Below are 14,401 nucleotides of genomic sequence, written 5' to 3'. Positions count from 1 at the left end.
GCGATATCAATTCAGCAATTGCGGCAGATCAGCGATGGACGCCAGCACATGATCCGCATGGGGGGCCAGGTCTTCCACCAGGCTGGTGCCGGTCAGAACCCCTACGACCATGCCAGCCCCGGCGGAACGGCCCATATCGATATCATGCAGGTTATCACCAACAACCATGATTTCTGACGGATCCAGGTCCATATGTTTGGCAAAGCCTAAAACCATGCCCGGCCCCGGCTTGCTGCCATGGCCGGAATCATACCCGACGACAAAATCGAATCGGTCCCGCACGCCAAAGCTTTCCAATGAAACATGGGCGCCGCGTTCAGAATCCATGGTTGCAACTCCGACCCGGACGTCCATGGCATGCAAGCGATCGATCAGAACCGCCAAATCGGTCACCGGTTCGGCATGTTTGACACATTCCTCGACAAAGATGCGCTCCACCTCTGCCAGCAGGGCCGCCCTATTCGGCTTTTTCTCCGCAGCCTGTTCCAGCCAGAGATCGACAATCTCTTCGTTATTGCCAGCCGCCAGGACAGAACCTGACCCCATACGCTCGGTTGCAAAATCATAGCCGCCCACTTCGAGCAGGTGGCGGGCAAGCGCCTCATCACCATCGGCAAAGAAACGCGCGGCCATCCAACAGGGCGGCATCCAGGTTTTGTGGAAATCCACCAGGGTGCCGTCCTTGTCGAACAGAATGGCCTTGATTGTCATGCCCGCTTGATCCTTCAAAATAGGTGGCTGAGGCCAGCTTATTCGCTGGCCGCCGCCTTCAGGTTGGTCTGACGCAGGATACCGCCATAAATCTCGTCATCTCCGACGACACCGACCAGGCTGCCATTCTCCACCATCAGGACCGGCCAGCCGGTATGATGGCGAATTTCGATATTCCAGCGCATTTTCATGGAGGATGGTGCCTTCACCAACACATCATCGCCCAGATCATGCACGGCTGTATCATCATCGCAAGCAACAATGCGGGCGGTCTCGCCGTCAAATGTTGCACCGACCGGTTCGTTATTGCCGTTGAGCTGGACCTTGAAATGGCCCTTGGCATCCAGGATCACCTCATCCCCATCCCGTTTCAGATCCGCCAGCGGGGTCATGAAGCTGGCCCCCTGGAGAACATTCAGCGGGTTCATATGGGCGACAAATTCCGCCACATATTCATTGGCCGGATTAAGGACGATATCTTCCGGCTCGCCATATTGCACAATCCGGCCTTCTTCCATGATCGCGATATGGTTGCCGATCTTCAAAGCCTCATCCAGATCATGGGAAACAAAGATGATCGTCTTTTTCAGGTTTTTCTGCAGATCCAGCAGGAAATCCTGCAGATGGTTGCGGATCAGGGGATCGAGCGCTGAAAAGGGCTCGTCCATCAGCAGGATATCGGCGTCGGTGGCAAAGGCACGGGCCAGGCCCACGCGCTGCTGCATGCCGCCCGACAATTCATGGGCGTATTTGTCCTTCCACTGGGCGAGACCGACCAGTTCCAGTTTCTCCGCCACACGCTCGGCCCGTTCCTTCTTCTCCATGCCGCGCAATTCCAGGCCCAGCCCGACATTTTCCTCAACCGTGCGCCAGGGCAGCAGGCCAAACTGTTGGAACACCATGGCAACCCGGTTCATACGCATGGACCGGAGGGTCTCTGAATTGCAGGAAGCCATGTCGATCATCTGATCGCCGTCCCGCACCAGAAGCTCGCCACGCGCCACATCATTCAGACCGTTCACCGCCCGCAACAGGGTCGATTTCCCTGACCCCGACAGCCCCATCAGCACACAGATCTCACCTTCGTGAATATCGATGCTGGCATCAGCCGCCCCAAGAACAGAGCCGGTTTCTTTCAGGATCGAGGCACGGGTGCCACCGGCATCCAAAGCTTCAAGGGCCTCTTTTTGTTTGTCGCCGAACATGATGTCGACATTGCGGAAGGAAACCGCCACAGGATTATTGGTCACTGACATGGCTTATTCCTCCTTCGAACCAGGCTTGCGGCAAATCCGTTCCATGATGATCGCAACAAGGGCAATCACCAGGCCAGCCTCAAAGCCCTTGGGCGCATTCACCTGGTTGATGGAGCGCAGGATATCCACACCTAAACCCGGTGCTGCCACCATGGAGGCAATCACCACCATGGACAGGGTCAGCATGATGGTCTGGGTCAGGCCTGCCATGATCGACGGCATGGCATAAGGAATCTCAACCTTCCACAAAAGCTGGCTCTTGGTCGCGCCAAAGCTCTCCGCCGCTTCCAGGAGATTTTTGGGCGTGGAGGAAACCCCAAGATAGGAAAGACGGATCGGTGCGGGCAGAACAAAGATAATCGTTGCCATCAGGCCCGGTGTCGCACCAAGGCCGAACATGGCCAGCGCCGGGATCAGGTACACAAAAACCGGTACGGTCTGCATCATGTCCAGGACCGGGCGCATGGCCAGCCAGAGTTTCGGGCGATGAGCCGCCGCAATCCCGATCGGAACCCCCATGATCATACAAAGAACCGTCGCCCAGATCACCAGAGCCAGGGTTTCCATGGTCGCTTCCCAATAACCCAGGTTGATCATCATCAATTGTGCGAAAATCACAAAGGCCACCAGTTTCCAGGACCGGCGCACATACCATGCGACACCCGCAATTATCGCGATGAATAAAAACCAAGGCGTTGCCAACATGACATCTGTGGTCGCATCAAAAATCACATTCAACACAAGGTCGATGCCGTCAAACAGCCAACCAAGATGCAGAATTAAGAAATCCAGAGCATCACTGAGCCACTGCCCGATCGGGATTTTATTTTCTTCTAGCCATTCCATAGGGTCTCTCCCATAGCCGCGCCCATCCCGCGGCTCCTGACCTGATTTATTCTTCTAGATACCGGAACTCAAAAAAAACCGGCCGGATCATACCATATGATCCGGCCGGTTTCTCAGCATAATCGCTTAAAGGCCCAGATGGCCTTTGACAGCGGCCGCACCGTCACCACCATCCATGGTGGTCACGCCTGCGAGCCAACCGTCCAGCACACCGGAATTGGCTTTCAGCCAAGCGGTTGCCGCAGCGTTCGGATCTTCACCCTCATCCAGGATAGATTTCATAATCTGGTTTTCCATATCCAAGGAAAATTCCAGATTGGTCAGCAGCTTGCCAACGTTCGGGCATTCAGACACATAGCCTTTGCGCACGTTGGTATAGACATTCGCGCCGCCATAGTTCGGACCAAAGAAATCATCACCGCCAGACAGGTAGGTCAGATCAAAATTGGCATTCATCGGATGCGGTGCCCAGCCCAGGAATACAACCGGCTTATTCCGTTTTACGGAACGCTGAACCTGCGCCAGCATGCCCTGCTCTGAGCTTTCAACAACCTCAAAACCTTCCAGACCAAAGGCGTTTTTGTCGATCATGTCCTGGATCAGGCGGTTACCGTCGTTACCCGGTTCGATACCGAAGATTTTGCCATCCAGCGCATCTTTGTTGGCGGCGATGTCCGCGAAATCCTTGATGCCCATGTCGGCAGCGACCTTGTTGACCGCCAGGGTGTATTTCGCGCCAACCAGGTTGGCTTTTTCCAGGACTTCCACGGTGCCCTTGTCACGGTAGGGCGCAAGATCCGCCTCCATGGTCGGCATCCAGTTGCCGAGGAACACATCAATATCGCCGGTTTCCAGGCTCTTATAAGTTACCGGTACAGACAGAACCTTCGCTTCGGGCGCATAACCCAGGCCCTGCAGAATGACGCTGGTGGCAGCGGTGGTTGCGGTGATGTCGGTCCAGCCCACATCCGCAAAATTAACGGCTTTACAGCTTTCCGGGTCCGCTGCTTTTGCAGCGCCCGAAAGAGCCATTGCGGCCACACCGGCCAATGCCAACGTCTTCATAGAAACTTTAATCATGTTTATTTTGCTCCCTGCTCGCGTTCGATGAGGCCGAAGTCATTAAAGGCCTCACCATCAACTGTGAGAAGTATAATCTTTTTTAACGACACGTCCAATTAAAAAAAATGTCACAAAAATTACCCTTAGGTTACAATTAGTTGACAGAATATCAGCAAAAAGCCCCGCCTTTTTCCAGGCGGGGCTTCAAGAATTTCCCAGGTTTTACCGAGATCGGGATTCAGCCCAGTTCCTCAACCTGGATCCCAACACCGCTTGCGGTCAATTGCTGAACCGCCCGCTGCTTAAGCTGTGCCAGCTCGGCGTCATTTTCCGCCTCACAGCGCAAAACAAGTGCATTTTGCGTGTTGGATGCCCGGATCAACCACCAGCCGCTACCTTCATTCACCCGGACACCATCGATATCATTGACATCGGCCCCTTCCGCAGCCAGCCGCTCCTTCACTTCCGAGACAATGTCAAACTTGCGCTCCTCACTTACATCCACCCGGATCTCCGGCGTATTCACCATGGAAGGCAATTCCTGGCGCAACTCCGACAAGGATTTGCTCTGGCTGCCCAGATAACCGATCAGACGAACTGCCGCATAGAGCGCATCATCAAAACCGAAATAGCGGTCAGCAAAGAACACATGGCCACTCATCTCGCCAGCCAGCGGCGCACCGGTTTCGGCCATCTTGCTCTTGATGATGGAATGGCCGGTCGGGCTCATGACCGGTTTGCCGCCCAGGCGCTCAATCTCGTTAAACAGAACCTGGCTTGCCTTCACATCGGCAAGGACCGGTGCGCCGGGTATATTTGCCAGGACATCCCTGGCCAAGATCGCCAGCAATTGATCGCCCCAGATCACGGTTCCTTCGTTATCGACCACACCAATGCGGTCGCCGTCACCGTCAAAAGCAACACCAAGATCGCATTTTTCTTCCAGAACCGTCTGTTTCAACTGTTCCAGGTTTTCCTCAACCGTCGGATCCGGATGGTGATTCGGGAAGGTGCCGTCAATTTTCTCGTTAATGACCACATGATCACCCGGCAGGCCTCGGGCCAAGCGCAAGGTCGCCTCACCGGCCGCACCGTTGCCCGGGTCCCAGGCGACTTTCAGCTGACGGCCGCGTTTATGATCTTTCAGAAGCCGCGCCACATAAGCGGACATGGAATCAGACTGGATCACACCGCCCGGACGATTGATCCAGACACCGCGATAGGCCAGATCCTGCAATTGCTGAATTTCCTGACCAAAGAATGGCCGGTTATTCATCACAATCTTGAAACCATTATATTCCGGCGGATTGTGAGAGCCGGTGATCATCACCCCGACAGCCGCATCCAGAACCTTGGAGGTAAAATAAAGCGCCGGGGTCGGCACCAGGCCGATCCGGATAACATACAGCCCGCAAGCCGCAAGCCCCCGACACATTTCTTCTTCCAGAACCGGTGAAGAGGTCCGGCCATCATAGCCAACCACGGCAATACGTCCGTTCTTGGCCGCCGCAATGGTGCCAAGGGTCCGCCCCAGCGCCAGCGCATCCGACGGGGTCAGTGTGGAACCGACAACACCGCGAATGTCATATTCCCGCAGAATGGTCGGGTTAAACCGATGACCGATTGTCATTTCATACTCACTTTCCCCCTCCCCCCACCGGGAGGCTGTTTTCGATAGTTCTGTAACCAGGTCTGTTAGCGGCCAACGCTGTGATAGGTGATCCCCGCAGCGCTAATCTGTTCAGGATCATAAAGATTCCGCAAATCAACGACAACCGGACGTGCCATACTGTCCCGCACCCGAGAGCGGTCCAACTGGCGGAAAATGTTCCACTCGGTCAGGATCACCGCAACATCCGCATCTTCCATTGCCGCATAGGCATCATCCTGCCATTCCACATCATCAAGCAGCTTGGCAGCCTCTTCCATGCCTTTCGGGTCAAAACCCTTGATGCGGGCTCCCTGTTTCTGCAGGGCCGGCACAATATCCAACGCCGGGCTGTCACGCATATCATCGGTTTCCGCCTTGAAGGTGAAACCCAGGATGGCGACGGTTTTGCCCTCAACGCTGCCATCGCAGGCCGCAACGACACGGTCCGCCATGGATTTCTTCCGGCGGTCGTTTGAATCCACAACCGCTTCGACAATCCTGACCGGTGCGCCGCATTCCTGACCAGTGCGCATCAAAGCCAGCGTATCTTTCGGGAAACAGGATCCGCCGTAGCCAGGGCCGGGCTGCAGGAAGCGGCTACCGATGCGCGCGTCCAGGCCCATCCCCTGGGCCACATCCATAATGTCACCGCCCACTTTTTCGCACAAATCGGCCAACTCGTTCACAAAACCAATTTTAACTGCCAGGAAGGCATTGGAGGCATATTTGATCAACTCGGCCGTTTCCAGACCCGTGATCATCAGAGGCACACGGTTTGCCACAATCGGTTGATAGAGACGTTCCATACATTGTTTCGCACGCTCGGTTTCCGCGCCGATCACCACCCGATCCGGTTTGGTGAAATCGGAAATTGCCGCCCCTTCGCGCAGGAACTCAGGATTGGAGACAACATCGAAATCGGCATCAGGATTGGTCTTGCGGATGATGTCCGCCACTTGGCGCGCGGTTCCCACCGGCACAGTGGATTTATCCACGATCACCGTATAGCCGGTGATATGTTTCGCAATCTCTTCCGCAGCCGCATAAACATAAGAAAGATCCGCATGGCCATCACCATGACGCGTCGGCGTCCCGACCGCAATGAAGACCGCATCAACATCACTTACCCCTTCGGCAAGCGAGGTGGTGAATTTCAAACGGCCAGCCGCAGCATTCTCATGCACCATCTGCTCGAGGCCCGGCTCATAAATTGGCACCTCGCCGTTTTTCAGGCGGCTGATCTTATTTTCATCAAGATCCACACATGTGACGTCGATCCCAAATTGCGAGAAACAGGTGCCCGAAACCAGCCCCACATACCCCGTGCCAATCATGGCAATGCGCATTCGCCTATCTCCTTAAACCTATGACCATCACGGTCCCATGGACGGGATACCCGCAGTCACTTCCAATCCTGTCAATTTTCACTAAAGCGCCGAACAATCCCGCGGACACCTTCGCCCAGATCTTCGCGCTTCAGGCCGTATGCGATATTCGCAGCCAGCCACCCCAATTTGTCACCACAGTCAAACCGTTCACCGGAAAAACGCAGTCCGTGGAACGGATAGTCCCCGATCATCTTGGCCATCGCATCGGTCAACTGAATCTCACCGCCAGCCCCTCGCTCTTTCCGGCCCAGCGCTTCAAACACATCCGGCAACAACACATAGCGGCCGATGATCGACAGGGTGGAAGGCGCGTCTTCCGGAGCCGGTTTTTCCACCAAACCACGGACTTCCGCAAGATCTTTGTCGCCGTCCGGCGTGTCCAGAATACCGTATTTATTCGTCTGATCTCGCGGCACGTCTTCAACAGCGACCACATTGCCACCTGTTTCACCGTAGGCGTCAATCAATTGCCCGATACAGGGACGATCAGACAGTACCAAATCGTCGGGTGAAATGATTGCAAAAGGTTCATCCCCAATCATGTCCCGGGCACACCAGACCGCATGGCCGAGGCCGAGTGGCTCCATCTGGCGTACATATTTAATGCGACCAGGTTCCTGCAGGAAATCCGAAACAGCCTCCAGCGCCGCTGTTTTCCCGCGCGCTTCCAGGCTGGCCTTCAACTCAAAGGAGATATCGAAATGATCTTCAATCGCTTGTTTATTGCGTCCGGTGACAAAGATGATTTCTTCAATACCGGCTGCAATGGCTTCTTCAACACCGTATTGAATCAATGGCTTATCAACGACACACAGCATTTCCTTGGGCACAGATTTCGTTGCCGGCAAAAACCGTGTGCCGAACCCCGCGACCGGAAAGACCGCTTTCCTGATTTTTTTTTGCATTGGTGCGCTACCCGAACAGTGACTTGCTAATCCGCCAAGGCTATTTCCGCCAGGCCGGTTGTAACGGATTGCTGCCCCCTGCAAAACCCCGGAACTCTGGAAATTTCCCGACGGTTTTGTGCCACAGCTCGCCCGGTGCGGCAAGCGCGTGAATCATGGCAGCCCATGAATCTTTCATGAAGAAACCGGCCCCTGGACCGGATCCGGGTGCATCCGGTCAGCCAAGGGGCCTAACCGCAGAGGCTGGCGCCGACGCCCCCAGGTCCCGGGCCTCTCTTCAAACACCCCCGGTATATCCATACCGCATTGCGAACAGCACCCACCTTGGGTCAGCCCCCAATGGGAAAGTTCGTGCCAATCACGTTCCATCACGCAAGTCCCGCATCCTGGGCAATAGCTGGATCCGGTCTGCGGATGATGAATATTGCCGGTATAGGGAAAACGGACCCCGTTCTTCCGGGCGATCCGATAGGCCCGGAACAAGGTTTCCGGCGGCGTGCGGGGCTTGTCCAGCATCCGGAAATCCGGATGGAAGGCCGTAAAATGAACCGGAACATCCCCGCCCAAATGCTCCACCACCCATTGGGTCAGCCGCTCCAGCTCAGCCTCACCATCATTCTCGCCTGGAATCAGCAGCACGGTCAGTTCGAACCAGACATTTGTCTCATATTTCAGATAGAGGCAGGTTTCCAGAACCGGTTCCAGGTGAGCCGAGCATAACGAATGATAAAAGGAATCCGTGAAGGCTTTGAGGTCAACATTGGCTGCATCCATATGCGTAAAAAACTCTTCACGCGCCGCCTGTTTCAGGTAACCTGCCGTGACCGCAACGTTGCGGATCCCCCGTTCGTGACAGGCCTGGGCAACATCCACCGCATATTCCAAAAAGATCACAGGATCATTATAGGTATAGGCGACCGACCGACATCCGCCTTTCACAGCGGCCTCCGCAATCACATCCGGCGGCGCATGATCCATCAAGGCATCCATCTGGCGCGCCTTTGAAATATCATGGTTCTGGCAGAATTTGCAGGTGAGATTGCACCCTGCCGTCCCAAAGCTGAGCACCGATGTTCCCGGCAGGAAATGGTTGAGCGGTTTTTTCTCTATCGGATCGATGCAAAAACCGCTGGACCGGCCATAGGTGGTCAGGACAAGCCCCTCCCCTTTCCTGGCGCGCACAAAGCAAAGACCGCGCTGGCCTTCCTGCAATTTGCATTCACGCGGGCAAAGATCGCACTGGATGCGCCCATCCGGCAATGTCTGCCAATAGCGCCCGGGTATGCCTTCAATCACATCATCCATCTGCCATGCCCGCTGTAATTCGAGATACTAATATAGCATGCTTCACGCTAAGATAGGGGTAAGAGCAATGAAAAGCGTTGAAACCATGTCTTCCATCAGACCTGCCGCGCTTGCCGGTCATTTTTATCCGGCAACGCCGGAGAAATTGAGCGCACAGCTGGATCAATTCCTTGCGTCCGATCCGACCATGCGGGAACCAGCCCCCCCACCCGGCCCACCCAAGGCCCTGATCGTGCCCCATGCCGGTTATATCTACTCGGGTGCCTGTGCGGGCAGGGCCTATCAGGCCCTGCTGGAAGGATCAGAACGGATCCGCCGTGTCGTCCTTCTGGGACCCTGCCACCGGGTGCCGATCACAGGGCTTGCCATAACCTCGGCGGATGTTTGGCAGACCCCGCTTGGCCCAGTGCCGATCGACCAGGATGCCAGGAACCAGGCTCTGGAGCTGTCTCAAGTCAGTGTGAATGACCTGGCTCATGAAGAGGAGCATAGCCTGGAGGTGCACCTTCCCTTCCTGCAAAAGGCACTTTCGAATTTCAGCCTGGTTCCCCTGGCGGTCGGTGCTGCGGATAATGAGGCTGTTGCCCAGCTGCTGGATACATTATGGGGCGGGCCGGAAACCCTGATCGTGATCAGCACCGATCTCAGCCATTTCCTGAGCTATGAGGATGCCCAAGCCCTGGACAGACAGACGGCCGAAGCCATCGAAAAGCTGAACTGGCAGTCTATAGGCCGCGATCAGGCCTGTGGCAGGATCCCCGTTTCCGGCATGCTGAGTTGTGCCAAACGGCGCGGCATGAGCATTGCCCGGACAGGACTTTGCAATTCAGGGGATACCGCCGGAACAAAAGACCGGGTTGTCGGCTATGGCAGTTGGTCCCTGTTTGAACCACAAATAACAAACAATCCTGCGAGCCTTGTTGACGTTCATACGCATGAAATTTCAAAAAGCGTGATCCGGTCGATCCTGTCCGGCCTGAAAAACGGCAAACCTCCCAAGGTGGATGTATCTAGCTTTCACGCTGACCTGCAGCAGACTGCTGCAAGTTTTGTGACATTGGAAACGGACGGTCGATTACGCGGCTGCATTGGCAGTGTGACACCCCATCGCCCCCTGATCATCGACATCGTGGAAAATGCCTATGCCGCAGCCTTCAATGACCATCGCTTTCCGCCACTGGAAGCACCGGAACTGACCAGGCTCTCCTTTGCGGTTTCCGTCCTATCCCCCATGAAAGCCATGAAATTCAAAAATGAAGAAGATCTGCTCTCGCAGCTTATTCCCGGGGAAACCGGCCTGATGATACAGGATTTCGGACGGCGATCGGTTTTTCTGCCCCAGGTTTGGGAGAGCCTGCCTGAACCTGCCGAATTTCTCACGCGGCTTAAAATCAAGGCCGGCCTGGCCGAGGACCATTGGTCAGACAGTTTCCAGGCTTGGCAGTATCGGGTGGAAAAAACCGCCCCTCAGAGGTTCCCGGCGCAAACAGACCTGCATGAGTGACCGCATTCAACGCTTGAAGGCCAAATAACAGGAGCCTATACATCCATCCGTTCCGAATTCGACGAGAAAGAACCCAACATGACTGCCAGCCAGCCCAACATCCATATGATCATGAACCGCATCCTTGAGATCATCGAGGAGGCTGGCGAGACAGTCATGGAGATCTATCGCACGGATTTTGAAGCCCGGACCAAAAGTGACTCTTCTCCTGTCACGGAAGCTGACCTTGCCGCAGAGGCTATCATAACACCGGCTTTGGAAGCCTTGCTGCCCAATGTTCCAGTGGTCGCAGAAGAAGCCGCCGCGGAAGGCAGAATTCCCGAAGTCTCCGATGGATACTTTTGGCTGGTTGACCCGGTTGACGGCACCAAAGAGTTTCTCAACCGCAATGACGAGTTCACGGTGAATATCGCCCTGCTACATAATCGCCAACCGGTCTTGGGGGCTGTGCTCGCCCCCGCACTCGACACACTTTATTGGGGGATCGTTGACGAAAAGGCATGGAAGAGAACCGGCCAGAATCCGCCCGAGGAGATTTCCGTTCGATCCGAACAGCCGGAAGGCATTACCCTGGCCGCCAGCCGGCGCCACGGCGACCCAGCCTTGCTGGAAAAATTCCTGGCCGGCCGCCCCCTCAAAGAGGTTCGCAACGCCGGAAGTTCGCTCAAATTCTGCCTGGTTGCCTGTGGTGAAGCGGATCTCTACCCACGCTTTGGCCCGACCTGCGAATGGGACACTGCAGCAGGACATGCCGTACTGCAAGCCGCGGGCGGTCGCATTACCTTGGAAGATGGGAAAACGCCTTTCACCTACGCCAAGCGTAAGGATTTCCTGAATCCGCATTTCATTGCCTGGGGCGGCATCAAGTAATAAAAAACCCCGCAGGAGATTGCGGGGCTTTTGTTTGAGATGCAGCAATCGGATCAGAAGTTGTAATTCAGCCCGATCATAAGGCTGTGCATCATGATGGTGTCATCTTCGCCTGTCTCGTCCTGCGGCGCCATCAACAGGCTGTAGCCGCCAACGACATCGACGTCTTCATTCATTTCATAGGCAACGCCCAGGCCGATTTGACCCGCCGGTGCCACCCCGTAAAAATTCTTATCCTCAACGGTCGACCCATCGGAAGAGGTATAGGAAATATTCCCTTCCACAATGCCAACCCCCAGTCCAAGCATTACGTATGGTGTGTAAGCCGTGCCAGTATCAAAATCATAGGCCCCGTTCACCATTACGGAGTAGAAATCTGCATCTCCCGATGGATTCGTGCCGGTGCTGACCGAGTCCACGTCAAAACTCCGATAGCCAATTTCCAGTTCTGCCCGGATATCACCATAATCGTAGCCGCCCCTTAACGCAGCCGCAAAACTGCCATCAAAGTCAGCCGTCTTGGTTGTTGCATTGCTGCCGCTCTCTTTGAAATCAACGTCGTCCAGAATGGCATATCCCAGGGAGCCGCCAGCGTAAAAATTGCCGCCCCCGCCATGTCCATCTGCAAGCACCATGGCCGGCATTCCCATAATCGCGATCGCTGCCAAGCTCGAAACAATTCTCATGAGAGAGTCCCCATTTTTTTTACACGTCCAAAAACCGCCAACGGATTAATGATCAACCTGTGCGGACGCCGAATGATACACTAAAAACGAGCATTGAAAAGAATCAAAACAGTTAACATATGTTAATAACTGCGAAAATATTAACATATTCACTATCTATAAGGGAATTTCAGATTCTCTATGGAGCTGTTGTTGGCCGGTTGAAATACACGCCCGTTTATCGGAGTTATCCGGTATCCATAAAACTCTCATATCAACGTACCACCAGGCAAGATGGCAACTAACCTCATAAAATAGAAAGGCTTATCTGAAACAATCTAGTAGGAATTCGTGAGCGAAAGGCAGCAGCGCAAATCTTGCAAAAGGACAGCCCCTGCCAATTTCCAAGTTTAAAGATCAGTTATAAAAGATGCCTGTTGCCTTTACGCAACAGACATTGATAAAGGCAGTTTGGACGCAAAGTCGCACAAACCATCGCATTTCTGGGCCTATTGTCTATTCAAAGACTAGATCACGAAGCCTCCATACCCAGCATGGCTAGTTTACGGGGCAGTCCCCAGCGATAACCGCCCAGCGCACCGCTGCTGCGGATCACCCTATGACAGGGGATCAGCCAGGCAATCGGATTGGCCCCAACCGCGCTGCCAATCGCCCGTGCACCGCCCGTGCCCCCGCTCACCATTTTCGCCAGATTGCCATAAGTGGTCATGCTGCCCTGGGGCAGTGTCATCAATGCCTCCCAAACCTTGACCTGATATTCCGTGCCTTTCAGCACGAGGCGCAAGGCCCCTTCCTGCGGATCATCCTTCAAGGTCTCGGGATGAAAGATACGATTCATATAGCGTTTGGTCTCCACCATATCTTCACGTAAAAAAGCCCCCGGCCAGCGTTCCGCCATTTCCGCAAAACAACCGTCCCGGCCCCGCTCATCCTCAAAGGCCAAGCCACAAAGGCCACGATCCGTCACCATCAGCAACGTCGCGCCGAACGGGCCTTCGTGCCAACCATAGCGAATGACCAGCCCATCGCCCTGGCGTTTGTATTCACCGGGTGTCATCGCCTCGTAAGTTACGAAAAGATCATGAAGCCGCCCCGGGCCGGACAGGCCGCTGCCCAAGGCAGCATCCAGGATACTCTCATTGGCTTCCAGCCGCCGCCTGGCCTGATCCAGGGTCAACTGACTCAGGAATTTCTTGGGGCTGATGCCGGCCCATTTCGTGAACAGCCGCTGCAGATGATATTCGCTCATGCCCACATGATCGGCGAGATCCGACAATTCCGGCTGATCTTCCCAATGATCGGAAAGATAATTGAGGGCGCGTTCGATGAGTGTGTATGTATCAGTCATATATTCTGGATAAACCAGATATCAAAAACATCCCACCCGATAATTGCGCCCGCAACAAATTGCGCCGTCAGATCAGGATTTTGCCTTTCATGTAAAGACAAGCATCCCCCGCCATCAGGACTCGATCACCTTCCTGGTGACAGTAGAGATCACCGCCACGCTTTGATACCTGCCTGGCATGCAACTCCCTCTTCCCCAACCGTTCCACCCAATAGGGTACGACCGTGCAATGGGCCGAGCCCGTGACCGGATCTTCCGCGATCCCCGCGTGGGGCGCGAAATAGCGGGAAACACAATCCACCTCGCGCCCGGGCGCGGTCACGACCAATCCATCGCCTTCCATCCCGGCAATGAAATCAAGATCAGGATCGATTGCCAGGATATCCTCCTCGCCATCAAAAACCGCCAGATTTTTCATGGCTCGCAAAAAGGTCTTTGGTTCGCGCCCAAGAGCAGCCGTCAGCCCCGCGGGCATCTCCACCGGCTTTGCCGGCCTGGAGGGAAAATCCAGGACGAACCGTTCTCCCTCACGGCTGACGGTCAGTGCGCCGGCAAACCGAGTGACAAATCGAATGACCGGTTGATCCCAGCGCAGATGCCGAAAAATCACTGCAGAAGCGGCCAGAGTCGCATGCCCACAAAGGTCTACTTCCATAACCGGTGTGAACCAGCGGATTTCAAAATCCGCCTCTTCCGTCAGAACCGGTACAAAAAACGCCGTTTCTGACAGGTTGTTTTCGCGGGCGATATTCAGCATCACCTCATCGCTTAGCCATCTCTGCAACGGCACCACCGCCGCCGGATTGCCAGAAAAGCGTTCTGCGGTGAAGGCATCAATCTGATAGAGATCAAGTTCCATGCGCCCTCCC

The 14,401-nt window shown here is 55.0% G+C and carries 13 protein-coding genes; 2 read left to right on the top strand and 11 right to left on the bottom strand.

Features of this window, described 5'->3' with window-relative positions; genetic code table 11:
• Nucleotides 1–6: 6 nt before the first annotated feature.
• From DFP90_RS13700 to amrS, 8 genes are all read right to left on the bottom strand, one after another.
• A complete protein-coding gene (locus DFP90_RS13700) occupies nucleotides 7–711 on the bottom strand; it encodes an HAD family hydrolase (RefSeq protein WP_115937061.1) in 705 nt (234 codons plus the stop codon).
• Between the two features lie 38 nt (nucleotides 712–749).
• Nucleotides 750–1,967 (bottom strand): choline ABC transporter ATP-binding protein, encoded by a 1,218-nt coding sequence (gene choV / locus DFP90_RS13695; RefSeq protein ID WP_115937060.1) that lies wholly within the window; start codon nucleotides 1,965–1,967, stop codon nucleotides 750–752.
• Between the two features lie 3 nt (nucleotides 1,968–1,970).
• Nucleotides 1,971–2,813 (bottom strand): choline ABC transporter permease subunit, encoded by an 843-nt coding sequence (gene choW, locus DFP90_RS13690; RefSeq protein ID WP_115937059.1) that lies wholly within the window; start codon nucleotides 2,811–2,813, stop codon nucleotides 1,971–1,973.
• A 126-nt stretch (nucleotides 2,814–2,939) separates the two neighbouring features.
• Complete coding sequence (locus DFP90_RS13685; RefSeq protein WP_115937058.1) at nucleotides 2,940–3,893, bottom strand: choline ABC transporter substrate-binding protein; 954 nt, start codon at nucleotides 3,891–3,893, stop codon at nucleotides 2,940–2,942.
• Between the two features lie 220 nt (nucleotides 3,894–4,113).
• Nucleotides 4,114–5,505 carry a phosphoglucomutase/phosphomannomutase PgmG gene (gene pgmG, locus DFP90_RS13680; RefSeq protein ID WP_115937057.1) on the bottom strand — a complete coding sequence of 464 codons (1,392 nt, stop codon included), beginning with the start codon at nucleotides 5,503–5,505 and terminating at the stop codon, nucleotides 4,114–4,116.
• Nucleotides 5,506–5,570: 65 nt separating this feature from the next.
• Nucleotides 5,571–6,872: a UDP-glucose dehydrogenase family protein gene (locus DFP90_RS13675; protein ID WP_115937056.1), complete on the bottom strand. Its 1,302-nt coding sequence runs from the start codon at nucleotides 6,870–6,872 to the stop codon at nucleotides 5,571–5,573.
• 71 nt (nucleotides 6,873–6,943) lie between these two features.
• A complete protein-coding gene (gene galU / locus DFP90_RS13670) occupies nucleotides 6,944–7,819 on the bottom strand; it encodes a UTP--glucose-1-phosphate uridylyltransferase GalU (RefSeq protein ID WP_115937055.1) in 876 nt (291 codons plus the stop codon).
• Nucleotides 7,820–7,993: 174 nt separating this feature from the next.
• Complete coding sequence (gene amrS / locus DFP90_RS13665; RefSeq protein ID WP_115937054.1) at nucleotides 7,994–9,124, bottom strand: AmmeMemoRadiSam system radical SAM enzyme; 1,131 nt, start codon at nucleotides 9,122–9,124, stop codon at nucleotides 7,994–7,996.
• 67 nt (nucleotides 9,125–9,191) lie between these two features.
• Between amrS and amrB the strand changes: the two genes are divergently transcribed.
• A complete protein-coding gene (amrB, locus tag DFP90_RS13660; RefSeq protein ID WP_181905352.1) occupies nucleotides 9,192–10,628 on the top strand; it encodes an AmmeMemoRadiSam system protein B in 1,437 nt (478 codons plus the stop codon).
• A gap of 78 nt (nucleotides 10,629–10,706) precedes the next feature.
• Nucleotides 10,707–11,498, top strand: coding sequence for a 3'(2'),5'-bisphosphate nucleotidase CysQ (cysQ, locus tag DFP90_RS13655; RefSeq protein WP_115937052.1), 792 nt, complete (start codon nucleotides 10,707–10,709; stop codon nucleotides 11,496–11,498).
• A 53-nt stretch (nucleotides 11,499–11,551) separates the two neighbouring features.
• Here cysQ and DFP90_RS13650 read toward each other — a convergent pair whose 3' ends face one another.
• From DFP90_RS13650 to DFP90_RS13640, 3 genes are all read right to left on the bottom strand, one after another.
• Complete coding sequence (locus DFP90_RS13650) at nucleotides 11,552–12,184, bottom strand: outer membrane protein (RefSeq protein WP_115937051.1); 633 nt, start codon at nucleotides 12,182–12,184, stop codon at nucleotides 11,552–11,554.
• 511 nt (nucleotides 12,185–12,695) lie between these two features.
• Complete coding sequence (locus DFP90_RS13645; protein WP_115937050.1) at nucleotides 12,696–13,532, bottom strand: methylated-DNA--[protein]-cysteine S-methyltransferase; 837 nt, start codon at nucleotides 13,530–13,532, stop codon at nucleotides 12,696–12,698.
• A gap of 67 nt (nucleotides 13,533–13,599) precedes the next feature.
• Complete coding sequence (locus tag DFP90_RS13640; protein ID WP_115937049.1) at nucleotides 13,600–14,391, bottom strand: PhzF family phenazine biosynthesis protein; 792 nt, start codon at nucleotides 14,389–14,391, stop codon at nucleotides 13,600–13,602.
• Nucleotides 14,392–14,401 lie beyond the last annotated feature (10 nt).

Source organism: Aestuariispira insulae, from assembly GCF_003385955.1.
Lineage (GTDB): Bacteria > Pseudomonadota > Alphaproteobacteria > UBA8366 > Aestuariispiraceae > Aestuariispira > Aestuariispira insulae.
The sequence above is the reverse complement of the archived record's forward strand: the minus strand, read 5'-3'. Positions and strand labels throughout refer to the sequence as shown.

What these genes read in the sequence shown, in the direction of transcription:
- DFP90_RS13700 (WP_115937061.1), bottom strand. Translation starts at nt 711, where the DNA reads ATGACAATCAAGGCCATTCTGTTCGACAAGGACGGCACCCTGGTGGAT.
- choV (WP_115937060.1), bottom strand. Translation starts at nt 1,967, where the DNA reads ATGTCAGTGACCAATAATCCTGTGGCGGTTTCCTTCCGCAATGTCGAC.
- choW (WP_115937059.1), bottom strand. Translation starts at nt 2,813, where the DNA reads ATGGAATGGCTAGAAGAAAATAAAATCCCGATCGGGCAGTGGCTCAGT.
- DFP90_RS13685 (WP_115937058.1), bottom strand. Translation starts at nt 3,893, where the DNA reads ATGATTAAAGTTTCTATGAAGACGTTGGCATTGGCCGGTGTGGCCGCA.
- pgmG (WP_115937057.1), bottom strand. Translation starts at nt 5,505, where the DNA reads ATGACAATCGGTCATCGGTTTAACCCGACCATTCTGCGGGAATATGAC.
- DFP90_RS13675 (WP_115937056.1), bottom strand. Translation starts at nt 6,872, where the DNA reads ATGCGCATTGCCATGATTGGCACGGGGTATGTGGGGCTGGTTTCGGGC.
- galU (WP_115937055.1), bottom strand. Translation starts at nt 7,819, where the DNA reads ATGCAAAAAAAAATCAGGAAAGCGGTCTTTCCGGTCGCGGGGTTCGGC.
- amrS (WP_115937054.1), bottom strand. Translation starts at nt 9,124, where the DNA reads ATGGATGATGTGATTGAAGGCATACCCGGGCGCTATTGGCAGACATTG.
- amrB (WP_181905352.1), top strand. Translation starts at nt 9,192, where the DNA reads ATGAAAAGCGTTGAAACCATGTCTTCCATCAGACCTGCCGCGCTTGCC.
- cysQ (WP_115937052.1), top strand. Translation starts at nt 10,707, where the DNA reads ATGACTGCCAGCCAGCCCAACATCCATATGATCATGAACCGCATCCTT.
- DFP90_RS13650 (WP_115937051.1), bottom strand. Translation starts at nt 12,184, where the DNA reads ATGAGAATTGTTTCGAGCTTGGCAGCGATCGCGATTATGGGAATGCCG.
- DFP90_RS13645 (WP_115937050.1), bottom strand. Translation starts at nt 13,532, where the DNA reads ATGACTGATACATACACACTCATCGAACGCGCCCTCAATTATCTTTCC.
- DFP90_RS13640 (WP_115937049.1), bottom strand. Translation starts at nt 14,391, where the DNA reads ATGGAACTTGATCTCTATCAGATTGATGCCTTCACCGCAGAACGCTTT.